24 protein-coding genes are annotated in these 25,813 nt (G+C 37.4%); 11 read left to right on the forward strand and 13 right to left on the reverse strand.

The annotated features are described in order from the left end of the window. Positions 1 to 137: 137 nt before the first annotated feature. The 11 genes from mnmE to rpmH form a co-directional block, all read right to left on the reverse strand. Complete coding sequence (mnmE, locus tag NFR29_RS04070; RefSeq protein ID WP_251423643.1) at positions 138 to 1,523, reverse strand: tRNA uridine-5-carboxymethylaminomethyl(34) synthesis GTPase MnmE; 1,386 nt, start codon at positions 1,521 to 1,523, stop codon at positions 138 to 140. A gap of 379 nt (positions 1,524 to 1,902) precedes the next feature. After that, a complete protein-coding gene (locus tag NFR29_RS04075) occupies positions 1,903 to 2,430 on the reverse strand; it encodes a DUF805 domain-containing protein (protein WP_251423646.1) in 528 nt (175 codons plus the stop codon). Positions 2,431 to 2,465: 35 nt separating this feature from the next. Beyond that, positions 2,466 to 2,795 carry a DUF805 domain-containing protein gene (locus tag NFR29_RS04080; protein ID WP_251423649.1) on the reverse strand — a complete coding sequence of 110 codons (330 nt, stop codon included), beginning with the start codon at positions 2,793 to 2,795 and terminating at the stop codon, positions 2,466 to 2,468. 172 nt (positions 2,796 to 2,967) lie between these two features. Further along, positions 2,968 to 3,675, reverse strand: a complete 708-nt coding sequence (locus NFR29_RS04085; RefSeq protein WP_251423652.1) for a DUF805 domain-containing protein — start codon at positions 3,673 to 3,675, stop codon at positions 2,968 to 2,970. 112 nt (positions 3,676 to 3,787) lie between these two features. Continuing rightward, entirely contained in the window at positions 3,788 to 4,150 is a 363-nt protein-coding gene (locus NFR29_RS04090; protein ID WP_251423655.1) for a DUF805 domain-containing protein, read from the reverse strand. 59 nt (positions 4,151 to 4,209) lie between these two features. After that, the gene (locus NFR29_RS04095; protein ID WP_251423658.1) at positions 4,210 to 4,569 is read right to left on the reverse strand and encodes a DUF805 domain-containing protein; all 360 of its coding nucleotides are present in this window, start codon (positions 4,567 to 4,569) and stop codon (positions 4,210 to 4,212) included. 189 nt (positions 4,570 to 4,758) lie between these two features. After that, entirely contained in the window at positions 4,759 to 5,610 is an 852-nt protein-coding gene (gene jag / locus NFR29_RS04100; protein WP_251423661.1) for an RNA-binding cell elongation regulator Jag/EloR, read from the reverse strand. Between the two features lie 8 nt (positions 5,611 to 5,618). Beyond that, positions 5,619 to 6,287, reverse strand: coding sequence for a YidC/Oxa1 family membrane protein insertase (locus NFR29_RS04105; protein ID WP_251423663.1), 669 nt, complete (start codon positions 6,285 to 6,287; stop codon positions 5,619 to 5,621). Between the two features lie 165 nt (positions 6,288 to 6,452). Then, positions 6,453 to 6,674 (reverse strand): membrane protein insertion efficiency factor YidD, encoded by a 222-nt coding sequence (gene yidD, locus NFR29_RS04110; protein ID WP_251423666.1) that lies wholly within the window; start codon positions 6,672 to 6,674, stop codon positions 6,453 to 6,455. Positions 6,675 to 6,785: 111 nt separating this feature from the next. Continuing rightward, the gene (rnpA, locus tag NFR29_RS04115) at positions 6,786 to 7,133 is read right to left on the reverse strand and encodes a ribonuclease P protein component (RefSeq protein WP_251423669.1); all 348 of its coding nucleotides are present in this window, start codon (positions 7,131 to 7,133) and stop codon (positions 6,786 to 6,788) included. A gap of 76 nt (positions 7,134 to 7,209) precedes the next feature. Then, positions 7,210 to 7,344: a 50S ribosomal protein L34 gene (gene rpmH, locus NFR29_RS04120; RefSeq protein ID WP_004692946.1), complete on the reverse strand. Its 135-nt coding sequence runs from the start codon at positions 7,342 to 7,344 to the stop codon at positions 7,210 to 7,212. Between the two features lie 513 nt (positions 7,345 to 7,857). Here rpmH and dnaA point away from each other — a divergent pair. From dnaA to NFR29_RS04165, 10 genes are all read left to right on the forward strand, one after another. Further along, positions 7,858 to 9,423, forward strand: a complete 1,566-nt coding sequence (gene dnaA / locus NFR29_RS04125) for a chromosomal replication initiator protein DnaA (RefSeq protein ID WP_251423672.1) — start codon at positions 7,858 to 7,860, stop codon at positions 9,421 to 9,423. A 420-nt stretch (positions 9,424 to 9,843) separates the two neighbouring features. After that, complete coding sequence (gene dnaN, locus NFR29_RS04130) at positions 9,844 to 10,965, forward strand: DNA polymerase III subunit beta (RefSeq protein ID WP_251423674.1); 1,122 nt, start codon at positions 9,844 to 9,846, stop codon at positions 10,963 to 10,965. Positions 10,966 to 11,171: 206 nt separating this feature from the next. Then, on the forward strand, positions 11,172 to 11,408 hold the full coding sequence (locus NFR29_RS04135) for an RNA-binding S4 domain-containing protein (RefSeq protein ID WP_251423676.1): 237 nt from the start codon (positions 11,172 to 11,174) through the stop codon (positions 11,406 to 11,408). Between the two features lie 3 nt (positions 11,409 to 11,411). Further along, positions 11,412 to 12,512 (forward strand): DNA replication/repair protein RecF, encoded by a 1,101-nt coding sequence (gene recF / locus NFR29_RS04140; RefSeq protein WP_251423678.1) that lies wholly within the window; start codon positions 11,412 to 11,414, stop codon positions 12,510 to 12,512. Further along, on the forward strand, positions 12,499 to 13,455 hold the full coding sequence (locus NFR29_RS04145) for a DciA family protein (protein ID WP_251423681.1): 957 nt from the start codon (positions 12,499 to 12,501) through the stop codon (positions 13,453 to 13,455). The genes recF and NFR29_RS04145 overlap by 14 nt, the downstream gene beginning before the upstream one ends. Before the next feature lie 45 nt (positions 13,456 to 13,500). Further along, the gene (locus tag NFR29_RS04150; protein WP_251423684.1) at positions 13,501 to 13,740 is read left to right on the forward strand and encodes a DUF370 domain-containing protein; all 240 of its coding nucleotides are present in this window, start codon (positions 13,501 to 13,503) and stop codon (positions 13,738 to 13,740) included. 60 nt (positions 13,741 to 13,800) lie between these two features. Further along, positions 13,801 to 15,702 carry a DNA topoisomerase (ATP-hydrolyzing) subunit B gene (gyrB, locus tag NFR29_RS04155; protein WP_251423687.1) on the forward strand — a complete coding sequence of 634 codons (1,902 nt, stop codon included), beginning with the start codon at positions 13,801 to 13,803 and terminating at the stop codon, positions 15,700 to 15,702. Positions 15,703 to 15,852: 150 nt separating this feature from the next. After that, entirely contained in the window at positions 15,853 to 17,253 is a 1,401-nt protein-coding gene (locus NFR29_RS04160) for an amino acid permease (protein WP_251423789.1), read from the forward strand. Positions 17,254 to 17,492: 239 nt separating this feature from the next. Further along, positions 17,493 to 17,576: a putative holin-like toxin gene (locus NFR29_RS08320; protein WP_420908275.1), complete on the forward strand. Its 84-nt coding sequence runs from the start codon at positions 17,493 to 17,495 to the stop codon at positions 17,574 to 17,576. Between the two features lie 195 nt (positions 17,577 to 17,771). Next, complete coding sequence (locus tag NFR29_RS04165) at positions 17,772 to 18,089, forward strand: YbjQ family protein (protein WP_251423690.1); 318 nt, start codon at positions 17,772 to 17,774, stop codon at positions 18,087 to 18,089. A gap of 157 nt (positions 18,090 to 18,246) precedes the next feature. On the opposite strand, the gene NFR29_RS04170 is transcribed toward NFR29_RS04165, so the two are convergent. Both NFR29_RS04170 and NFR29_RS04175 read right to left on the reverse strand, forming a co-directional pair. Continuing rightward, positions 18,247 to 21,309 carry an efflux RND transporter permease subunit gene (locus NFR29_RS04170; protein ID WP_251423693.1) on the reverse strand — a complete coding sequence of 1,021 codons (3,063 nt, stop codon included), beginning with the start codon at positions 21,307 to 21,309 and terminating at the stop codon, positions 18,247 to 18,249. Beyond that, entirely contained in the window at positions 21,306 to 22,400 is a 1,095-nt protein-coding gene (locus tag NFR29_RS04175; RefSeq protein ID WP_251423695.1) for an efflux RND transporter periplasmic adaptor subunit, read from the reverse strand. The genes NFR29_RS04170 and NFR29_RS04175 overlap by 4 nt, the downstream gene beginning before the upstream one ends. 448 nt (positions 22,401 to 22,848) lie before the next feature. On the opposite strand from NFR29_RS04175, the gene NFR29_RS04180 reads away from it, so the two are divergent. Continuing rightward, complete coding sequence (locus NFR29_RS04180) at positions 22,849 to 25,773, forward strand: S-layer homology domain-containing protein (RefSeq protein WP_251423698.1); 2,925 nt, start codon at positions 22,849 to 22,851, stop codon at positions 25,771 to 25,773. Positions 25,774 to 25,813: the final 40 nt, after the last annotated feature.

Below are 25,813 nucleotides of genomic sequence, written 5' to 3' on the forward strand. Positions count from 1 at the left end.
ACTTCGCGACATAAGCGACTCCTCACTACTTGTGCGTCGCTTTACTCCTTCAAGTAGGCTACGCTGCTTACGTTCGGAACAAAGTGATGCTTGGGTTTCTTCGTCGCTTTGCTCCTCAGCTCCCTCAAGCCCTACTTTTATTTACCTAAACAAAATCTACTGAATAGTTCGTCGATCATGGTTTCGCGGATGCTGTCGCCTGTGATGTCGCCTAGGAGTTCCCAAGCGCTGCGAAGGTCGGTGGCGATGAAGTCTACTGGCATGCCAGCGTCGATGGAGGAGAGGGCTTGTTCGATTTGAGCTTTCGCTTGTTCCATTAAGCTAATATGCCGTACATTACTAATCATAGTTGTGTTTGTTTGTTGTACAGCGCCGCCGTATACGAGTTCTTTTACCCATTTAGAGAGGACAGCACTGCCTTCTCCGTCTTTAGCGCTAATCCGTTCGATGGCTGTAAAAGTTCCTACTGCCTCGATGTCAGCATTGGTCACGACTTGACCAACATCTGCTTTATTTAGCAAAACGATGGTATTTAGACCAGATACGGATGTGAGAATGTCTTGTTCTTCCGATGTTAACGGTGTGGACCCATCGATAACACAAAGAACGATGTCTGCTTTATCTATATATTCTCGTGCTCGTTCTACACCAAGGGCTTCTACGGTATCTTCTGTATGACGAATGCCCGCCGTGTCGATGAGTTTCAAAGAAATACCTTCAATGGTCATAAATTCTTCAATACTATCCCGTGTCGTTCCTGGAATGTCCGTTACAATAGCACGGTTTTCTCTCAACAAAGCATTCATCAAACTCGATTTACCCGCATTAGGGCGACCAACAATAACCGTCATAATCCCATCTCGAATGAGGCGCCCCGTGTTGGCCGTCGCCAACAACTCGTCCATACTGTGCAAAATAGGCTGTAACTGTGCGCCCACTTCGCGGCTTGTCACGTCTTCAATATCTTCTTCAGGATAGTCGATAGTCACCTCTAAATGGGCAATCATAGTAATTAGCTGTTCCCGTAAAGAACTAACAAATTTAGATACCGTTCCATCTAATTGAGACACCGCAAGAGAGAGGGAATCTTCCGTTTTCGCTTCAATAATGTCGATAATGGCTTCCGCTTGCGTTAAATCAATACGACCATTTATGAAAGCCCGCTTCGTAAATTCTCCCGCATCTGCCATGCGCACACCGTGACGCACTAATAATTTCAAAATCTGCTGTACTGGCACAATGCCACCATGACATTGAATTTCCACTACATCTTCCGCTGTATACGAATGAGGGCCGTGCATTAATAGCAATAATACTTCATCAATCGTCTGATTCACCTCAGGATCAACGATAGTTCCATATTGAATGGTACGATTAGGGCGTTCACCTAAAGGCACCGTACCGGCGCTTTTAAACAATGTATTGACGATCGTAAAACTATCCTTGCCACTTACCCGAATAATACCTACACCACCAATCCCCGGCGGTGTAGCAATAGCTGCAATTGTATCATCTATATACATACTATCTTCCTTATGTTGTTATTGATATATTATACCTTCTGATATGTCTATATCTTCTCGTGAAAGTTAAACTAAACCAACCTTCCACGCAGAAGATTACCTTAGGTTAGCTTTCACCATAACCTATGTACTATAGTAGTATATCATAAACTATATTGATTCATAATCATATCTTGGGCTAAAAATGATATAATAATAGATATTTTTAGGCAACAATCCTCGCTTCAGCATTAGCGATATAATGTTAGAAACCCCTCAGAGGTGCGAACTCTGAGGGGTTTCGTGCTATCTATTAGAACATAGCACACTCTTTCTTTGCTTATCTATATTATAGCATAGCTATTATAATAATCAAACGATAAAATATAGAAATGCTATTTTATTCCTCATGATTCAATAAAGACGGACCGTATTGATTATCATTTGGTTGCGTCGGTTTTACCAATAGATACAACATAATTAATTCAATAGCAACAATAATATAAAACAAAGCAAAAGTAACTATGGCAGCGTGTTTTTTATTATTAAATAATTCAAATATACTAATATCAAACAGATATAATGACGACCCTAATCCAATTGGTAAATACAATAGTAATATATACCATCCACTTCGATTGACATCATGTAACCGCCTGATTGTTACTGTTATATTTGGAATAAAAAGAGCAAACCATACTAAAAATCCAACGATACCATATATACCAAGTTTAAACTGAATAATAGTATCGATAGCATCAGCCAATAAAGTAATCCAAAAACCAATAAATGCAAATGACCAATATTCCTTGCGGCTTGCGCGACCGGAAAAGCTAGAATACTTATATCTTACTGTATCTTTGAATTGACCCCATATACTAAATTCTTTAACAGCTTTTTCTACTGTATTATTTTCATTACTATTCATACTACAACTATCTCCACTTATTATTATTTAATTTATTATTTATTCAACAAAGACGATCCATATTGATTATCATTTGGCTGCGTCGGTTTTATCATTAAATATAAAAGATAGATAGTTCCTAACACAGGAATAATTTGTATTAAATACCAAAACCCACTTTTATTTATATCATGTAAACGTCTTATAGTAATAGTAAGGCTAGGTATCAAGAAAATAATATATATTGTCTTGCTAATGGCTTCCTTTGTTCCCCATATTTCGTCTAATATCATGGCGATGAAAGTAATCATAATAGAACATAATACAAAGGACCAATATTCCTTACGACTCGCTCGACCAGAGGCAGTAGCATACTTGTATTTCATAGTATTCACAAAATGTTCCCATATACTCATTTCACTCATATCCTTACACCTCATTAATCAATCTATCATTTTACAGATACTATACATATAGTATACTCTTATAAAAAATAAACTAAAAGCTTATAACACAAAACCTCTCTACCGACTATAACAATTGGCAGAGAGGTTTTTATTACTCTTTAGGATTCAACAAAGACGGACCATATCGATTATCATCTGGCTGCGTTTTCCGCAATAGTAAATACCATAGGTAGATATGAATAGTAATATATATAACAATAAACAAACCCATAGCCCAAGCATGTTCTGGATAATCTCCAAAGCCTCCAAATATAGATCCGAAAAAGGATCCTACAAAGGCTAAGAATTTAACAAATACAGATAAAATCCCTACTGTATAGTCTAGGTTCTGCGTTATAGCGTAACTGATTCCATAGAGGATTGGTAACAATATGAGTGCATAAGGCAATAACAAATACCACCCGCTTTTATTAGAATCGTGAAGTCGTCTGACTGTAATAGATAAACTTGGAAGAAACATAAATAGATTATACAAAACGACCAAAAACATATACACATAAACCGCAATGGTAGCGTCATCCCTTATAAATCCACTAAGTACTACATTAATACCCATACTAAAGACATAATTAAATAAATAAAAGGATAACAGTTCTGCTCTGCTGGCACGCCCCGAGAAAGTGGCATATTTATATCGTATAGCACCATAAAAATGATCCCACGCGCTAGGCTCTTTTTGTATAGCATCATAGGTGGCAAGTTTCACTTGTTCGTCTTGTATTTCATTATGTTCTACAGATTCATATTGAACCTGTTCTTGTTCCATATACTCTTGTTGAGTCTGTTCATTTCGATTCATAGTACATCTCCCTATACAATGATAATTATATATTGAATCATACAAAAAAAACTCTTTCCCGTCTATAACAGAGGAGAAAGAGTTTATACTAACTATATAGACTAATAAGCGATTACACTAAAGAAGGACCATATTCATTGTCTTCTGGTTGTGTTTTCTTTAATGTTAAATACAAGATGTAAAGAGCACCAAATAAAGGTACTAAGTAGATAAAATACCACCAACCACTTTTATTCACATCATGTAAACGTCTTACTGTAACAGAAATACTAGGTACAATGAAAATAACGCTAACTAAGTTAGAGATTATTTCATTTGTTTCAAAGGCAACATCTAATAAAGCTGCTACAATAGCAAAAATAATGCTAAATAAAACAAAGGACCAATATTCCTTGCGGCTTGCACGACCGGAGAAAGTAGCAAATTTATCTTTCATGGCGCTTACAAAATGGCCCCATATACTTAGTTCATTCATGTAATGTCCCTCTCACATAATACTTTAAATATACAAAATTATTATATATTAGCATACATTTACACTAAAGACGGACCGTATTTATTATCACCTTGTTGAGTAGGTTTGAGCATTAAATACAAAAGATATAAAGTGCCTACAATAGGAATCAATTGAATAAAATACCAAGCACCACTTTTATTTAGATCATGTAAACGTCTTACTGTGACAGCAATACTAGGCACTAAAAATACATAAGAAATTGAATTGAGAACGCGATCAGGCAAATCCATCATACCCAATACTAGACCTGCTATAGCCATAAATATAATATAAAATAAAACAAAAGACCAATATTCTTTACGGCTAGCACGACCTTTAAAAACGAAGAATTTATTCATAGCATTTACAAAATGGCCCCACATACTTAATTCATTCATGTTATAACTCCTTTTAATAACTCTTTTACACAAAAACATATGTTATAGAATATCATAAAGATAGCACATAGTATAGTAAAAATCTTACTTAATAAAACAAAAAACTCTTCCCCATCATACCAAGATAGGGAAGAGTTTTTGTTATATTTAATTACTAGTAAATGATAGTAACAATATGTGGATTCTATGTTATTTCTTATAATGAATCACTACATAGCGGAATGGTTCTTCACCGGCGCTGCTCGTTTCAATATGTGCATCCCCTTGTAAAGCGCTATGAATGATTTTGCGTTCAAATGCATTCATCGGTTCGAGGGATACTTTTTGACGATTTCGTTTTACTTTAGCAGCCAATCGTTTCGCCAAGTTAACGAGCGTTTCTTCTCGGCGGGATCTGTAGTTTTCTACATCTACTACGATGTGGCAATGGCCAGATACTTCTTTATGGGCTACCAAATTCGTTAAATATTGAATGGCATCTAGTGTTTGACCGTGTTTACCGATCAAAATACCAAGATTTTCACCGTGAACTTGGAAGGTAATTTTATCTTTCGTCATCATTTTTTCGATGAGCACAGACAAACCCATTTGTTTGAACATATCATCCAAGAATTGTTTACCTTTTTGAGCAATTAATTCTTGTGTTTCTTTTGAAAGTTCTTCTTTCTCTTTTTTACGGCTTTCACCAAAAGAGCTGCTATGAGTAGCATCATTAGCGTTGTTAGCAGTATCTGTAGAAGCTGTAGCCTCTATATCAGCTACACCCTTTGCTGTTTCGCTATCTACTGTAGCCACTGGAGAAGAGGAGACAGCGTCAGATCGTTCTTCTATAGCTGCTCGTTCTGTAGTGGTAACATTAGCTTTCACAGATGTAAAAAACAAGCGAACCACTGCTGGTTTACGACCGATACCAAGAAAACCACTGGATGGTTTTTCAATGACTTCTGTTTCTACTAGTTCGTGTCCATCTATAGCTAACTCAGCTACACCTTTAGCAATGGCTTCTTCAATAGTTTTAGCAGATACATCGATAAATTCCATAGTGCCTCCTATTTATTAGCTTCTAAGCTTTTGTAAATGAAGTGCTGTTGCACAAATTGGAACACATTAGAGACTACCCAGTAGATAACGAGGCCTGCTGGGAAGTTAAGAGAAATATAACCAATGAAAAGTGGCATAAACCACATCATAATTTTTTGTTGGCTCGCCGCAGCGCCAGTAGCACCTTGTGATGTTTGGCGGGACATCATCCACGTAGATACGGCACTAAGAACCGGTAAAATGTAGTATGGGTCCGTTTCGCCAAGGCTTGGTAACCATAAGAATTGTACGTACGCTGGATTGTACGGATAATCTTGTAAAGCCCAAAAAATGGCAATCAAGAATGGCATTTGCACCAATAATGGCAAGCAACCAGCCAATGGGTTTACACCCATTTCACGGTACATTTTAGCCACTTCTTGTTGCATTCGTTGAGGATCATTTTTGTACTTTTCTTGAAGAGCCTGCATACGTGGTTGCAATTCTTGCATGGCTTTCATAGATTTAATTTGTTTTACTGTTAAAGGTGCCAAAATTGCTTTAATGACAAGAGTCAACAAAATGATGGCAATGCCGTAACTTGGGAATCCTATCATTTCTGTAAATTGGAATGCGTACGTCAACAATGTACGCATAAATTCAATGATAGGGTTAAACATAGACGATAAAAATTCCATAGTGCCTCCTAAACATGCAGGTTCGCTTCGAAACCTTTGCGTATCTATATCGTTATGGTATGGTCTATATTTCATCCATACAGATACTTCGGTATTTCCAAATCTGTGCTAATTATACGAAAGTTCCTACTCATCAACACTTCATAGTGCTTATGAAAAAATGAGTTACGGAACAGGATCATAGCCACCTTTGTGAAAAGGGTGGCAACGCAAGATCCGTTTCAAACCTAACCAGCTACCTTTAAAAGGTCCGTATTTGTCGATAGCCTGCAGAGTATATGTGGAACAAGTTGGGTAGTATCGGCAACACCCCGGTTTTGCTGGTGATATGGCCACTTGGTAAAACCGTATGAAGAGATGTAAAAGTCGTTGTAATACTGTTGTCATAGTGCTTCCTTTCACCGTAATTCTAGCCCATGTATATGCCAGAAAACTACGTATATACAAGAATAGGACCACCGCGCGGTACAATTGCCACACATATGGTCCTACATAGGATTATACTAAGAGCTTGCTTTTACGCAATAAGTACAGTATTTCCTTTTCCGCTCGTTCATAGGTTGCGTCCTTCATAGGGCCACGTCCAACTATAACAATGTGATAGCCTTCGCGAATTTCATGTTGATGCAATCGATACACTTCTTTCATCAACCGGCGTGCTCTGTTTCGATCCACAGCACCGCCTATTTTTTTACCCGTCACAAATCCAATACGGGTCTTTTCTTTCGCTACAGGCATACGGTAGATAACACATAAGCGACCTACTTCGTATTTACCATGCTTATACACAAGGCGATATTCATTGTTGTTGATGATGCGTCTTGTTTTTCGTAAGCGGTAATCCATTGTCGTCCGATTCCTATAGAACAGAAAAACTTGGCAAGAGCGCCAAGTTTTCTCAAAAGCTCTTGTGAGCTATATATTATGCAGACAAACGTTTTCTGCCTTTAGCACGTCTTCTTTTTAATACGAGACGGCCACCGATAGTTTTCATACGTTCACGGAAACCATGAGTACGTTTTCTCCAAAGCGTATTTGGTTGATAAGTACGTTTCATTAGTAAAACACCTCCTCGTTCATTTTTTTGTTTTACTTATACCATAACAGGCTAATTATATGGTTAAAAACTAAATCTGTCAATAAATATCGTTAAAATAAGACCAATAGATTCGTAAAAATAATATGGTATGACCAATCCAATATGGTCTATCAAAAAAAATATGGTCTCTAAAAAATAATGTGCTCACGATCTAATGCGATGATCATAGTTATCCACAGACAATGTGACAATTCTATCATTTTTTGGTAAAATTGATGTACTATTTCAAGAAAATTGCCATGATTACCTTTGAAAAAGGGGATAACTAATAAAAGTTATCCACATTTTTATTATTTTCCCTATTCACAAGAGTAAATCATATAATAACTGAACTTTTACATATTGAGAAACAAGTTATTCACAACTTATACACAGTTATTTCACAGTTATTCACATTATATTTGGCAATTATCTACAATTTACCCACAAATTACGCCAGTTTTTATAAAAGTTATGCACAAGGGGTCTATAATGTCATCGAATGCTAATGATTTAAATACCATATGGGAAGATATATTAAAAGAAGCCCATAAATTTATGCCTACAGTTCTCTTTAAGCGCGTTAGTAGTTCTATTATTCCTATGGATATCGATCATAATTCTATCCATATTGGCGTGCTACAAAGTTATATGAAAGACGTCATCGAATCCCAACCAGTCGTGAGTCGCCCTTTACAAGAAGCTATCACAAAGGCTACAGGATCTCCAAAATCTATCGTCGTTATCGACTTGTCTGCAGATGAGGAAGAACAAAGTGAACCAGCTAATTCCACAGATAACATGCCTCATCAAGAAGAGCTGTATACGCCATCTTATAACGAATCAGTGTTCATCGACCGCCCCCAAGTAGATCCTCAACCCATGGTTAGTGACTTAGGAATTTTAGGAGACGAGCCTGTACGCATTCCCGATGAACCGATGATACCGCCAGTAAAACAAACACCATCAACTACACATTTTCAATCAACAGATACGATAATTGACTTGTCAGCATCAAATTTAAATCCAGCTTTCCGTTTTGATAACTATATTGCAGGTAATGCCAACCGTGTCCCTTTTGGCGCTGCTCAAGCTGTAGCAGAACGTCCTGGTATCATCTATAATCCACTATTTATTTACGGACCATCTGGTCTCGGTAAAACCCATTTGATGCACGCCATTGGGAATGCCATTTCTGAATCACAACCGAATCTAAAAATCATGAGTATTACCAGCGAAAATTTTATGAACCTCTTTGTTGAATCCATCAAAAAAGGGCAAGGCGAAATGTTCAGAAATACATTCCGTAACATTGATGTATTAATGATCGACGATATTCAATTCTTAGATAACAAACAAGGGACAAAAACAGAATTCTTTAATACCTTCAATGAATTATTTAATAAAGGAAAACAAATCGTTCTCACATCAGATACACTACCTAACGATATGGATCAATTCGAAGATCGCATTCGCTCTCGCTTCCAAGCTGGCTTTGTAGTTACTATGGAACATCCTGATATAGAAACGCGCATGGCTATTTTAAAAGCCTTAATAGAGCGAGAAAATATAAAAGGTAATATCCTCAATATTAATAACGATGCTATTCATTACACAGCCCTTCAATTTGATGAAAATATCCGCAAATTACAAGGTGCTTTCACCCGATTAATTTCTACTGCCTCTATGGAGCGCAGAACAGAGCCTATCGATTTGGAATACGCCAAGACTACGCTGTCTCCGCTCATTACGACGGAACGCGTTACTTATGTAGACATAGAAACAATTCAAAACTATGTGAGCAACTATTTCAACATCAAAAAACAAGACTTACTTGGTAAAAAACGAAAAGCCGAATTCGCTTTCCCTCGCCAAGTGGCCATGTACTTGTGCCGGGACATTATGAATGAAAGTTATCCAGAAATCGCGAAAGCTTTCTCTAGGGATCACACAACTATACTTCACGCATACGATAAAATTACGAAGGAAATCGAAAAAAATCCAGAAGTGAAAGAATTAATTCGTAAAATTAAATTAGAATTGTCCACTGGTAATTGATTATCTATGATGAAAACTCTTAACTATCCCTTATACAGTACATGTGGATAACTATGTGGATAGATTGTGTATAATTTTGTGGATACATATAAGTATCTCATTTTCTGTGATTATGTGGATAACTAGGTACAATGAGACCACAGGTTTATACACAGGCCATGCACCACGCTATGACAATAACAAAAAGGCTTTTACACACATGCACAAGCCCTATTACTAAAACTACTAAAATTACAAAACAATCAAAACCAACATTAGTAAACAGATCTATCGTTGATTATCTATAGAGCATCTACATAATTTCAAATTAACTATTTACAAACAAGAATATGATGAACATATAAAATCAACGATTATCTAATATAGCTATTAATAACAAGATAATGTAAAACATATCAAATCAATAATAAGGAGATTACAATGAATATTAAATTCCCAAAAGCCAACCTCCAAAAAGCAATCAATGTATTACAAAAAGTATCTCAAAATAAAACGAGTTCTAATTTGCCTGGCGCTATTTATATGACCACAAAAAACAATCAAGTTGAATTACAAGGTAACGACTTTGAACTAGGCATTAAACTCACAATTGATGCAGACATTTTAGAACCAGGTACACTCGTTGTGGCATCTCGTTACTTTCAAGAATTGATTCGTAAATTGCCAGGCGACACCATCCAATTAAATAAATCAGAAGATGAAAATACTTTAAAAATCACATCTGGTTCATCTGAATTTAAATTAGTTACTCTTCACCCTGATGATTTCTCTTTAGTCGAACAAATTCATGACCAAGATCATTTACTCATCGATAGTCAAGCTATGAAAGAGTTAATCGATTTAACAAACTATGCTGCTGCTAGCGACGAAGACCGTCCTGTATTTGCCGGTGCTCTTCTCGAAATTAAAGATGCTAACGACAAAGAAGTAACTATGGTAGCTACCGATACGCATCGAATGGCTGTTAAAAAAGTCCAAATCGATGAACCTGCTACATCTCCTATGCGCATTATCATTCCAACGAAAACATTAGCCGAAGTGTCTCGTTTATTGCCAACAGACAATCCGTCTATGATTAAAATCATTTGGAATCGCAACCAAATCGTATTTATCTTTGAATCTATTTATATTATTTCTCGATTGATTGAAGGCACATACCCTGAATACGAAAAAGTAATTCCTTCTCAATTTGACTCTAGCGCTGTCATTGATCGCCGTGAATTTGCTGGCGCCGTAGACCGCGTATCGCTCTTAGCGAAAGACATGAGTTACAACGTCATCCGCTATGACTGGTCTCCAGAAAACGTAACCTTGTCTAGCCAAAATGCAGAAATTGGCATGGCTAAAGAAGACATTGCTGTAGAATTTAAAGGCACACCGTTTACGATTTCTTTCAACGGTCGCTATATTTCAGATATCCTTCGCCACAGTTCTGGTGAAAGCATTCACTTATATTTGAAACAAAATGGTCCTGTTGTAATCCGCCAAGATAACAACGCCAATTATACTTATGTAGTAACGCCAGTGCGTACTAATAACTAATACATGACTTAATATTAGTTATTCGTTGAGTTATTTATATTAATGTTAATAGTAATAACTCGTTTTTATAAGTTGTGTATGTATCAATGTAGTCGATATGAATAAATATTAGTTTTATTTATGTATATTTAATTATTATTTATACATATACTATGAGTAGTACATCCCATGGATATAATTTTAAAATATCCATTCCAGGAGGACATATGGAAAAAGACGTACAACTTGTTGTAATTCACACCGAGTATATCCAAATCGATCAATTATTGAAATTGGAAGGTGTTATCGAAACAGGTGGACAAATTAAATCACTCATTGACGATAAAGTGTTATTCTTAAATGGTCAATTAGTGACAGAAAAACGAAAAAAATGTTATCCCAAAGATATCATTTCTATAGATGGATTAGATGTAGATTTTGTGATTACCTCAGAGGAGGAATAATCGGTGAGAATTAACTCACTGCAACTATTTCAGTTTCGCAATTACGAGCATTTAGATTTATTACTGGATTCGGATATTGTCGTCCTCTATGGATCCAATGGGGCTGGTAAAACAAATATATTAGAGTCTATTTACGTAGGTACCATTGGTAAAAGCCATCGCACCAGCGATATATCAGATATGTTGTTATTTAATGCTAATGAAGCGGGCATTGTGATGAACTTTGAAAAGAAAGAGACACCGCAAAAGGTAAATATTAAATTATTCCGCCAAGGGCCGAAAGATATTCGCTTAAACGATACGAAATTATCCCAAAAAGAATTGATTGGCACATTAAATACAGTCATATTTTGTCCAGAAGATTTGCAGCTCATTAAAGGTAGCCCTTCTGGACGGCGCCGGTTCCTCGATATGGAAATATCCCAAACAAGTGCTACTTATTATCATCAATTGTTGCAATATAATCGATTATTGCAGCAGCGCAATACATTGCTAAAAGAATACCGAGGCAAACAACATATTCCCCTTGCAGAATGGGATATACAGATTGCTGATATAGCTTCCTTTATCGTAAAAAAACGGTTAGAAAGTTTGAAGAAAATTAATTTGCTTATCGATTTGATGAATCGCAAATTGACAGGTGGATTAGAAAATCTCACTATTGGTTATGAACAACCTTACGGTGAAGACGGCGATATGGTATACACCAAAGAAGCATTTTACGACTTGTTGCAACAACATTTGACTCAAGATCGACATCGCATGACTACTAGCGTAGGACCACATCGTGATGATTTACGGTTTTTCTCGGATTCTATTGATTTAAAAAAATACGGTTCTCAAGGGCAACAACGGACTGCTGTACTTTCACTAAAATTAAGTGAATTGGAATTTATTAAATCTGAAGTAGGCGAATATCCTGTATTGTTATTAGATGATGTACTAAGCGAGCTCGACGAATCGCGGAGAACGAATTTATTGCAGTTCATTCACAAACGGATTCAAACGGTCATTACCACCACAGATATCCATGATTTTAAAAATTTACCAGGGGTTCAATTGATTCATTGTAAAGAAGGACAGATCCATTATGGAAAGCCTTGATCTATTACTAGGAAAAGGCCTACAGAAGTTAGGCATTTTAGAACAATTTAAATTGAATACCATTGTTCATCACTGGAAAGATGTAGTTGGTCCTATTATTGCGTCTCATACGAGAATTATTGATATTAAGCCTCCCCGCATCGTCATCAGTGCTGATACATCGCAGTGGATGCAAGAAATTAAGATGAACGAAAAGCGCATCATCAAACATATTAATGATTATTATAAGTCCGATGTAATTACAGAGATGCGCCTTATTATGCAGCGCCAAAGTTATATCAAGCAAGATGAGGAAAAGCCTTTAATTTTAGAAAAAGAAATCAAAAGCCGAGATTATATTCAGTCCAATAAAATCGTCTTAACCGATGACGATGTAGATCGCATCGATAGTATAGTAAATAAAACAAATAATGAAGAATTAAAAGAAGCATTTCGGAAATTGCTCATTAGTCGTTGGAAAAAAGAAATCCATTTGGAACAGCAAGGCTTTCAGCGATGTGAGCGGTGTCATGTGTTAATGGATAGGAACAATCAGTATTGCGTGTCTTGCGAATACGATTTGTACAGAGAAAAAATCAATGGCATTAAGACCTTCATTCGCAATTATCCGTACTGCAAATATGGGGACTGCAAGCCTCATATAAATTGTACATTTACTGAATTTTCTACGGCTATGAGGGAATTAATTTATTTCTACTTAGATAAGATTTATAAAGGATCGACGAGCCGGAACCATATGTATATGGCGGCTATGTTAATTACCCATAAAAAGCCTGATGAATTGACAGATCAACATGTGATTAATTTATGTAACAAATATCGGTCTAAATTTTTGGATGAAGAAAAGCAAAAGGAATTACAGGCTCTGCGAGGTATTAACGAATGGGAAGCGATTAATGAATCTAATAATAGCTCTGAATTTCAAGATAATAGTAAATCATAGATTATAATAGTATTCTGTTATAGAGCTTTTACAATAAGAGGTTATATGTACGTACATATTGGAGAAAATGTAAGTATACCTATTGCTGCCATTATTACGATGGTACAAGTGGATAAAGATTTGAAGAGCCCCATTGCTCATTACGCTGGGGAAGTCCTCAACATGGTCCCTGCTAGTGATATTAAGACTTATATCATTACAGATGATTATGTATATGGATCTGGTATATCCTTAAAAACATTAAACAAGCGGATTCATGAGTTTTATAGTATAATGAAAAGATAAGTTTAATCATAAAATATGTAATATCATATGTTTTACATAGTATGAGGAGGAGTTTGTTTCATGCCTGAACAAGTTTATGGAGCCGAGAATATACAGGTATTAGAAGGCTTAGACGCGGTGCGTAAACGCCCAGGGATGTATATTGGTAGTACGTCTGTGCGCGGTTTACATCATCTCGTATACGAAGTAGTAGATAATTCTGTAGATGAAGCGCTCGCTGGTTATGCAACGCATATCGAAGTGTCCATCAATGAAGACAATAGCATTACTGTTGTCGACGATGGTCGCGGTATTCCTACAGGAATGCATGAATCTGGTATGTCTGCAGTGGAGCTTGTATTGACGAAATTGCATGCAGGCGGTAAATTTGGGGGCGGCGGATACAAAGTATCTGGCGGTCTTCATGGTGTAGGTATTTCCGTAGTGAACGCTTTGAGTGAATGGACGCGCGTTCAAGTGTCTCAAAATGGTATCATCCAAGAAATTACCTTTGCCCGCGGTCATAAAACGTCAGAATTGACGGAAATTGGAAAAGCTGACAGCACAGGTACGACTGTTATTTTCAAACCAGATGCAGATATTTTTGAAACGACTATCTTCAGTTTTGATACATTGAAAGCGCGCTTACAAGAGTTAGCGTTCTTGAATAAAGGATTGCGCATTACTTTGAGCGATTTGCGCGGTGACGAGCCTCGCGTTGAAAGCTTCCACTACGAAGGCGGTTTAAGTTCTTTCATTACATTCCTTAACGAAAATAAAGAAGTAGTGAACGGCGAAGTGATTACCATTGAAAATACAAAGGACGATGTTGTGGTAGACGTAGCCTTACAATATAACGATAGTTATAGCGAAAATATTATGTCCTTTGTTAACAATATCAATACTATCGATGGCGGTACTCATTTATCAGGTTTCCGTTCTGCCTTGACGCGTACCCTCAACGATTACGGCCGCAAAGCAGGTCTTATCAAAGAAAATGAGTCTAACTTGTCCGGTGAAGACGTGCGTGAAGGCTTAACAGCTGTTGTATCTGTAAAAGTCTTAGAACCACAGTTCGAAGGGCAAACAAAAACAAAATTAGGCAACAGCGAAGTAAAAGGTATTACCGATGTAATCGTGTCGGAAGGATTAAAAACGTTCTTAGAAGAACATCCGCAAGATGCGAAGAAAATTATCGAAAAAGCGACTATGGCTAGCCGTGCTCGCGAAGCAGCTCGTAAAGCCCGCGATTTAACGCGTCGTAAAAATGCTTTGGAAGTATCTAGCTTGCCTGGTAAATTAGCAGATTGCTCCGAAAAAGATACATCTATGACAGAAATTTACCTCGTCGAAGGTGATTCTGCAGGTGGTTCTGCAAAACAAGGTAGGGATCGTCGATACCAAGCAATTTTACCATTGCGCGGTAAAATCTTAAACGTAGAAAAAGCTCGTCTTGACAAAATTTTAGCAAATAACGAAATTCGTTCCATGATCACTGCCTTTGGTACTGGTATTGGGGAAGAATTCGATATAACAAAATCTCGTTATAATAAAATCATCATCATGACCGATGCTGATGTTGACGGTGCTCATATTCGTACATTGTTATTAACATTCTTCTACCGTTATATGAAACCACTCATCGAAGAAGGTCACGTATACATTGCACAACCGCCTTTATACCAAATTAAAAAAGGCAAATCTCAATGGTACGTATACTCCGATGCAGAACTAGCGGCTAAACTTGATGAAATTGGTCGTGATGGCATAGCTATTCAACGCTATAAAGGGTTAGGTGAAATGAATCCTGAACAATTATGGGAAACTACGATGAATCCTGAGAATCGTACGATTTTACAAGTTAGCTTAGAAGATTCTATTGAAGCTGATAAAATCTTTACCGTTCTTATGGGCGATAAAGTAGAACCTCGTCGTAAGTTCATTGAAGATAATGCGCAATACGTTCGTAATCTAGACTTATAATCAGAGGTGATTATGGATAATCAACAACAATCAAATACAAGTAATCAATCACAAGGCAATCCTAGTGGACAAGAAAAACGAGATATATCCAGTGTAGAATATACATCAAATACAGATAAACATCTAAAACGGTCTCTCAAAGCTCGTCATATGAATATGATTGCTTTAGGTGGCGCTATTGGTACTGGTCTTTTTGTAGCTGGCGGTGAAGTAGTGAGTACTGCCGGTCCTGGTGGTGCTTTAGTAGCCTATGGTCTCATTGGACTTATGGTATATTTCTTAATGACATCTCTCGGTGAGATGGCTACATATTTACCTATACCTGGTTCTTTTGGTACCTATGCGAAACGTTATGTAGATCCTGCTTTTGGTTTTGCCTTAGGTTGGAATTACTGGTTTAACTGGGCCATCACATTGGCTGCAGAGGTCCTTGCAGGGGCACTTATTATGAAATATTGGTTCCCTGACGTGCCTGCTATCGTCTGGTCCGCTCTATTTTTGCTCATCCTCTTTGGACTCAATTACATGTCCACCCGTTCCTTTGGTGAAAGCGAATATATTTTCTCATCCATCAAAGTTATTACGGTGTTCGTCTTCTTATTCTGTGGCTCTATGCTCATTTTTGGTATTGGTGGAACGTCTCCAGGATTTGAAAACTGGACTGTTGGAGAAGCGCCATTTGTCGGTGGATGGGGTTCTATTCTAGCTATTTTTATGGTAGCTGGTTTCTCCTTCCAAGGAACAGAGCTTATTGGTGTTGCTGCAGGTGAAGCAGAAGAGCCTGAGAAAAACGTGCCAAAAGCAATTAATTCTATTTTCTGGCGCATTTTGCTCTTCTATATTGGGGCTTTCACAGTGATTGGTTTCCTCATTCCTTACACGGATCCAAATCTATTAAATTCGAGCATTGAAAATGTGTCCATCAGTCCATTTACGCTTGTTTTTGATCGCTTTGGATTTGCTTTTGCAGCGAGTTTTATTAATGCCATTATTTTGACGGCTGTATTGAGTGCAGGGAATTCTGGTCTTTATTCTTCGACGCGTATGCTCTATGCACTGGCGAAAGAAGGACAGGCGCCACAAATTTTTGGTAAGTTGAACAAAAAAGGCGTGCCTGTGCCAGCCCTTATTATGACCACGGCTATTGGTTTATTTGCTTTCTTAACAAGCTTCATTGGTGAAGGTACGGCATATAGTTGGATTGTTAATATTTCTGGTATGTCTGGATTTATTGCATGGGTAGGTATTGCTATCTCGCATTACCGTTTCCGCCGTGCTTTTAAAGCACAAGGTAGAGACCTTAGCGAATTGCCGTTTAAAGCTTCCTTGTTCCCATTTGGTCCAATTATGGCCTTAATTCTCTGTATCTTTATCATTGCTGGTCAAAACTACTCTGCCTTCATGGGTGAAACCATTGACTGGTACGGCGTATCTGTTGCGTATATTGGTTTACCAGTGTTCTTTGCAGTGTACTTAGGTTATAAATACACGAAGAAAACAAAACTAGTGCCGCTGAAAGAAGTAAATTTGGATCGCGATTTTGATCGATAGATATAGATCATCTAGTATAGATACTATATTATTTTTATAGATAGTAAGTGATACCTAGATATGTAAAATAATCAATTATATATGCAAAAAAGAGCCCTTTATGAACCGACCTCCTTAATGTTAGATTTTTGGTCTAACTTTTTGGGGTCACATCATTAGGGGCTCTTTTTATGTTATACTTTAACTAGGTAGTTAAGCATGCTTGGCTCGTCAATCTGTAACAGATTGGCGGTGATGTAATGAATATATACAAAGTTTTAACCTTAATGATTAGCTTTGGTATACTCGTTGCCACGATAATCATGGCTGCTAAATGTTATTAGTAGCATGAAAAAAAGCTAAGTGAAATGAATCACTCAGCCGTTTCTCAAATCTTATTTGTATTACGAGACGAGCTGAGCGGTCCAATGCTTAACTATCTCTTTGTAATTATTATAGCACATATCGTCAAGGTATCCTATAGGGATGCCTTCGTTCAGATATCGTTTAGATATTTTTATTTATATAAGGAGATAAACATGATTATTACAACAACTATGCATATTGAAGGCCAACCAGTTAAAGAGTATAAAGGCATTGTATTTGGTGAAGTCGTGGAAGGCCGTAATTTTGTTAAAGATTTTATGTCTGGTATCCGTGATGTTGTAGGTGGCCGCAGTGGCAGTTATGAAAATTCGCTTATGAAATCTCGTGAAGCTGCATTAGAAGAAATGGCACAACGAGCAAAGGAAAAAGGTGCCAATGCTGTTATTGGTGTATCTATTCAATATGATACAGTAGGACCAGAAGGAGGCATGTTAATGGTGACTTGCAGTGGAACAGCTGTGGTCATTTAGATAGTAATTTGTTTTAGATAGATGTAACTCTTTGATAAAAATTTAAGCATAAAATAAACCCCTAGGAAAGTGATTTTGACCTTGCCAAAGGCAGAATAGGTCTTGGAACTTTCCTAGGGGTTTATTTTTTTATATGATTTTATAAGTCTATTTATATTTATTTAATTCTATAGTAACTAGCGTACATCACGGGCAACACAATAAGTGTTAATACTGTAGCCACCAGTAATCCACCGCTAAAAGCGATAGCTAGTGGACTCCAAAATACGGATCCCATAAGCGGTATCATACCCATAATGGCTGCTGCAGCTGTTAACATAATCGGTCTAAAGCGCAATGTAGCAGAGTTAATAATGGCTTCTCGTGGTTCTTGTCCTTCGGCGCGATGAATTTCGATTTGATCCAATAAGATAATGGAATTTCGAATAATCATGCCCGATAAGGCGATAATACCGAGAATAGCCATGAAGCCGAGAGGTGTTCTCGTAATATTAAGAGCTAGAACGACTCCAATGAGGCCTAACGGAGCTGTGAAGAGAGCCATCAACATGAGCGGAATTTTCTTTAGTTGGAACATGAGGATGGTCATGATCACGAAGAGCATAATCGGCATAGGAACAAGCAATTTTTGTAACGCTACAGTACTACGTTCGGCAGAACCGTCTAGCTCAATAGTATAGCCTGTAGGTAATTGGCTTCGCATAGTTGATAATTTATTATAAATCTCTTTCGTTTTCGCATTGCCTAGTACGTTAGGCCCAACATTAGCACGAATACCGATAGTTGGCATCATATTGCGGTGCCAAATAATACCTTCTTCTTGCGTCATAGAAATGTTGGCAATTTGGCTTAAAGGCACGTACGAACCATTACCCGTTTGGATTGGTAATGACGAAAGGGCCGATAAATTATGTCGTTCATTGTTCCCCAATCTGAAAGTGATAGGTATGGTTTGATTACCTTCATAATATTCCCCTGATTTAGTGCCCGATAACAGGCTTTGTAACTGAAGGGACGCAGTGTAACTATCGATGCCTAGCAAGCGTGCTTTATCAGGATCGATATGTACATTGGCGACTGGTTCTGTGTCAGGCCAGTCGAAAGCGATATTACTTAGCTCTGGATCTTGTTGCATCACTGCTTTTACATCATTAGCAATAGCTTTTACTTGGGATGCATCTGGTCCAGATACGCGGAGCATAACTGGGTATTTAGATGGTGGACCTAGTTGGAGAAATTGTACGTTAATGAGAGCCGATGGGAAAGTATCGTTCAAGTAAGCTTGCAATTGGTTATATAAGGCTGTGCGGTCTTCTAAGGATTTGGTTACAATCACATATTGCAAGAAATTGGCCCGTTCTAATTCTGGTTCCAGATTTAGAATAAACCGTGGCGAGCCTTGTCCTACATAGGAAGTGAAGGTCTCGATAGATTTGTTCCCTTGTAAATAGTCATTCAATATTTTCCCTTGTGCCGCCGTATAGTCGATGGACGAGCTTTGTGGGAATTGCATAGATACAATAATTTCATTCCTTGTGGAGGATGGGAAGAATTCTTGTTTGATTAGTGGAAATGATAATAGGGAGAGTATGAAAGCTCCTATAGTGATGATTAGTACCGATTTATGGTGACTGAGAGACCAATGAAGGATGCTTTCAAAACGGTTATAAAAAGTGGCGGTTACATTGTGAATAAAACGATCTTTCTTAGTCCATTCTGATTCTGGTTTAGGTTCTTTCGTTTCAATGATTTGATAGCCTAGAACAGGGCTGACGAGGACTGAAGCGAACCAAGAAAGAATGAGGGCCATAAATACGACGATGGACAGGGATTTTGTAAATTCTGCTACCATGCCGTCCGCCAAGGCAAGAGGTAAGAAACCAGCGCATGTAATGAGTGTACCAGACAACATTGGAAAGGCTGTTGATTGATAAGCAAAGGTAGCTGCACGCCAGTGATTATAGCCTTCTTCTAACTTTAAACTCATCATTTCTACGACGATAATGGCATCGTCTACGAGAAGGCCTAGGGAAATGATAAGGGCCCCGAGGCTCACCTTATGGAGGTATATGCCATTTTCGTACATTAATACAAACGTTGTGGCCACCACTACAGGAATGGTTAAAGCTACAACGATGCCAGAGCGGATGCCAAGGGATGCAAAACTTACGATGAGAACGATGGCAATAGCTTCAAATAAGGATTGAGAGAAATCACCGATGGATTCATCTACGATTTTCGGTTGATTTGATACTTGATCTAAGGATAAACCAGCCGGAATCATAGGACGAATGGTATTCAATTTCGCTTCGATAGCTTTGCCAAATTCGATATTGTTAGCTCCTGCATCCATGGAAATGGCAATGCCAATAGCAGGGGTGCCTTCGTAGTAAAATTGAGGACTCGATGGATCTACATAGGTTAAGGTTACATCGGCAATATCGCCAAGTCGTATAGTTTGATTATTGATGCGCAATGGCATTTGTTTTACTGCATCTACACTGTCAAAGATACCGTTTACCCGAATATACACATTATTTGTGTCCGTATTAATCATACCAGCCGGTACCATAGCACTTTGTTGACGCAGCGCTGTCAATATATCTTGGGAACTTACTTGATAAGATGCTAATTTATCTTTATTAATCGTTACATCTAGGGATTTTTGTTGTACCCCAATGAGGCTGATTTTCTTAACATTTGGCACAGATAACAGCTGACGCTTTACGTCTTCTGCGTATTGTCGTTTCTCTTCGTAACTAAATTCATCGCCTGAAATAGCGTAAATAATGCCATATACGTCGTCGAAGCGATCATTAATAATCGGTCCTTGTACGCCAGATGGCAAATGTCGCCATTCGTCGTTGATCATGTTGCGCGCTTCTTCCCAAGAAGGACGAATGCGTTCCGATGGAATGTCTTCTTTCAAATTGATATAAATGACAGTTTTATTACCGTCTGTAAAGGATTTTGTATAATCTAATCCAGGCAAATCGCGCAGTTTTTCTTCTAATTTGTCTGTCACTTGTTCAGACATTTCTTCTGGTGAAGCACCAGGCCAAGAGACGCCTACCACCATAGTACGCATGGTGAAATCAGGATCTTCCATACGGCCTATATTCGCATACGAAAAAATACCGAATGTCATCAACACAGCGATGAAATAGTAAATAATAGATTTATGACGAAGTGCCCAATCGGCTAAGTTGAAATTCTTCATTGTTTAACCGCCGTCCCTTCTTGTAATTGCTGCGTTCCCGCTGTAATGACAATGTCTCCTTGTGAAAGTCCACTAGTAACGACAATAGAATTATCTCCAAAATCGCCAGTTTGAATAGGTGTTACATGAGCTTTACCATCTTTGATGATATACACAGCAGGATTACCAGTGTTGTCTTTGATAAGCGCTGTGAGTGGTATGGATATGGTTTGTGATGATGGGTGTTTAAGAATGACATTCGTAGTCATACCTAATTGCACCGATGGCGGTGGATTGAGCAAAGAAATTTTTACCGTATAGGTACGGGCTACAGGATCTGGAACAGGTGAGATTTCTCGTACCACACCTTGTACACTCACATCGGGAAGTGCCCAAAATGTTACGGTTGCATCGGTACCAACTTGTACAGACGATAATTCTTGTTCTGGTAAGGCGATAACTGCTTCTGGTTCATTCCCAGCTGCTAAGGTACCTATGTTTTGGCCAGCTGCTACAACTTGGCCTACCTCTATATTGAAAGCTGTCATAATGCCGCTTTCAGGAGCTACAAGGGTAGTATAGTTATTTTGATTGCTACTCAAATTCAGGCTCGCCTGTGCTTGTTGTAATTGAGCTTCAGCGGCACGCAATTGGTTTTCCATTTGATCTAATTGTAGTTTACTTATGGCTTGTTCTGCGTACAATTGTCGATATCTATTGGCATTGACTAAAGCTAATTCATACGCCGATTGTGCTGCTGATACAGCACCCTCTGCATTAACCACTTGATTGATGGTATCTATATTGTTAATTTGAGCCAGTACTTGACCGGCTTCTACAGTGTCTCCCACAGTAACATATTTGTTGATAATGCGGCCTCCCACTTGAAAGGCTAAATTCGTTTCTGTTCGATTGTGAACGGTGCCAGCATAATTAGCATTTGCTGTCGATGCTACATCGCCTACTGTTATGGTACGAACCTTAATAGATATATCTTTGGTAGGCTCTTCTGAACCACAACCAGCTAATAGAGTAGTACTGAGGAATAGTAGAGGTAATAATAGGGCGTATCCATACGATTTGTAACGACGGAATGTACAGGTAGTCAGCATAGGGTATTCTCTCCTTTAAATATGTATTTTTATATATGATATATAGGTAGTAGTTACATGCAGTTAATTATTGAGATAGACCTGCATAGCAGTACATATCTTTTATACAATTAAATATACTACAGTAGATTTAAAATAGCTACTCATAAATGATTGAATGTATAGAATACATTACTGAAATAGTAAATTAAATACATATATTACATATGTATATAAGTAAGTGTTATTTTAAATGCATTTAAATGTAAATTAAATATTATAAAAAAAAAAAGAAAATAATATGAGTTTTTTAAAAAGTATGGTACAATAATACACATATGAAAAGTATACATTTCAAGTGCACTTAAATCATATGTTAATAGCATATAAAAGGATATATAGCATATATAAAATGTATATAATTATTTTAGAATGTAGTGTGTTAAAAAGGTTAGGAAGGAACTGAATAATGAGAAAAACATTATTAATGGCTGCTGTACTTGGTACACTTAGTGCACCAGTATGGGCTGCTACGGAAACATTTATTGGTGGTGCAGATAATAGTACTAATATTAGTAATCTATCAACTATTCAAACAGTAGGATATCAATTAAATGGTGCTCGTACCACAACATCTATTACAGAAGGTAGTGGCTCTGGTGTAGTTGGTACATCTACATCAGGTAGTGGTGCAAAAACATTTGCTGCTGTATTAACGGATCGTCGACTTGCTGGTGGTACTGGTGATGGATTATATAATACAGCACTTACTTATACTGATGCTGATGGTAATACTCAAAATGCCTATATTTCTCCTGTATTAACAAAAGTAACATATGATACAGATACAAGAAATGGTATAATTAATGTCCTTGGCCAAAATATTTCTGGTGTCGGCGTAGCTAAAATGAATGATAAATTAACTTTAGCAAATATGAATAACTATTCTCAACCAGGTCTTTCTGATGGGATTACATACAATATGTTAAATGATGATATTGTTCAAACTGCATTAAATGCCCATGCTACAGGAATTAATGCATTGGCTGATGCTGCTGCAAATCTTGACACACGTATTACTAATTTGACAATTAATAGTGGCAGTGGAAACTGGTCATATACAGATCGAGAAGGTAATAAAGTTGTAAAAGGAACAGACGGTAATTATTACAAAGAATCTGATTTAGATGCATCTGGTGCTCCTAATACAGGTGCTACTGCAGTTGATACTAGTAATATCGTAAATAGTGCTGTTAATGTAGATGGTACAACTACAAACCCTACAGTAATTAGCAATGTAGCTGATGCAGTAAAAGCTAATGATGCTGTCAATAAAGGCCAATTAGATAAAGCTGTAGCAGCAGCTAAAACAACAGTTTCTGCTGGTAATAATGTAACAGTAACATCAGAAGTTAATAAAGAAAATGGTAGCACTGATTATAAAGTAGCTGTTAATAAAAACTTAACTGGTTTAGAAACAGTAGAAGTAGTAAAAGATGGTATTACTACTACAATTGATGAAAAAGGTGTAGGTGTTACTGATGGTACTAAAGCTGCTATTTACAACCAAGATGGCATGAGTGTAACTGACGGTACTAATACTACTATTGTTGCACCTGGTGGTATGTTGGTAACTGATGGCACGAATACAGCTATTTACGATGCAAATGGTGTTAAAGCTGGTGATGTGAGCATTACAAATAATGGCGTTGATGCAGGTAACAAAACTATTATTAATGTAGCTGATGCAGTGAATGCTACTGATGCTGTTAACAAAGGACAATTAGATAAGGCTGTAAGTGATTTAGACAAATCTGTAGCAGCAGCTAAAACAACGGTTTCTGCTGGTGATAATGTAACAGTAACACCAAGTGCTAATGCAAATGGTAGCACTGATTATAAAGTAGCTGTTAATAAAGATCTTACGGGTTTAAATTCTGTAGAAGTAGAAAATAATGGTGTAACTACTCGAACAGATGAAAATGGCGTATTTGTTACTGATGGTACTACTGGTGCTATTTATAATCAAAATGGTGTAAATGTAAGTGATGGAACGAATAATACTGTTGTTTCACCAGGCGGTATGATGGTAACTGACGGTACTAATACAGCTATATATGATGCAAATGGCATAAAAGCAGGCGACACAAAAGTGACAAATAAAGGTATTACTATTGGTGATATCAATATTACAAAAGATGGTGGCATCAATGCAGGTAACAAAACTATTACTAATGTAGCTGATGCAGTAAATGATACTGATGCTGTAAATAAAGGCCAAATGGACAAAGCAATTGCTGGTTCTAAAGTAACTTTAACAGAAGGTAATAATATTGCTATTACACCAACTACAAATACAGATGGAAGCACTAATTATGAAGTAGCTCTTGCTAAAGATTTAACAGGTCTTAACTCTGTAACTGTAGAAAACGGTGGTGTTAAAACAATAACTGATGGTTCTGGAGTAACAGTATCTAATGGTACTAAATCTACTACATATGGTCCGGATGGTATCAAAGCAGGTAATGTAACTATTACTAGCGATGGTATTAATGCAGGTAATACAGTAATTAGCAATGTAGCTGATGGTGTAAATCCTACAGATGCAGTTAATAAAGGTCAATTAGATGCGATTTCTAATGGTACTAAGCAATTATCTAATCGTTTAGATAAAGTAGGTGCTGGTGCAGCAGCATTAGCAGCGTTACATCCATTGGATTTCAATCCAGATGATAAATGGAACTTCGCAGTTGGTTATGGTAACTATGCTGGTGAAAATGCTATGGCAGTAGGTGCTTTCTACCGTCCAAACGAAGACACTATGTTTAGCGTAGCTGGTAATATGGGTAACGGCGAAAACATGATCAACGCTGGTGTATCTTTCAAATTAGGTCAATCTAGCGGTGTAACAAATAGCCGTGTAGCAATGGCTCAAGAAATTAAAAACCTTAAAAATTCCGTTGATATGTTGATGAAACAAAACCAAGTATTAGCTAATACAATTGGCGAAATGAGCGGAAAACAAATGATGTCTGATGGTGATTTCAGCGATGTACCAATGGATCACTGGGCATATGGTTATGTAAAATCCTTAGCACAACAAGGTATTATTGAAGGCTATCCAGATGGCATGTTCAAAGGCGACTTAGCGATGACTCGTTATGAATTTGCTGCTCTTCTTTACCGTGCATTACAAGCAGGTGCTACTATTGATGGCGATATGAAACGCGCTATTGATGAGTTCAAACCTCAATTAGAACGTGTTCGTTTAGCTGATACATTCCGTATTGATCGCGTTTCTGGTAAAGATAACGACCGTCATAAAGTTGACCGCGTTCGTGTAAATGGTCAAAAAGGCCGCGACGTATATGGTAACCACATTACTGTAAAATAAAAAGTGATTTACATACAAAAATACCAAGAGATAGTATCTC

Origin of the sequence: Veillonella agrestimuris (genome assembly GCF_943193065.1) — a bacterium.
Classification (GTDB): Bacteria; Bacillota; Negativicutes; order Veillonellales; family Veillonellaceae; genus Veillonella; species Veillonella agrestimuris.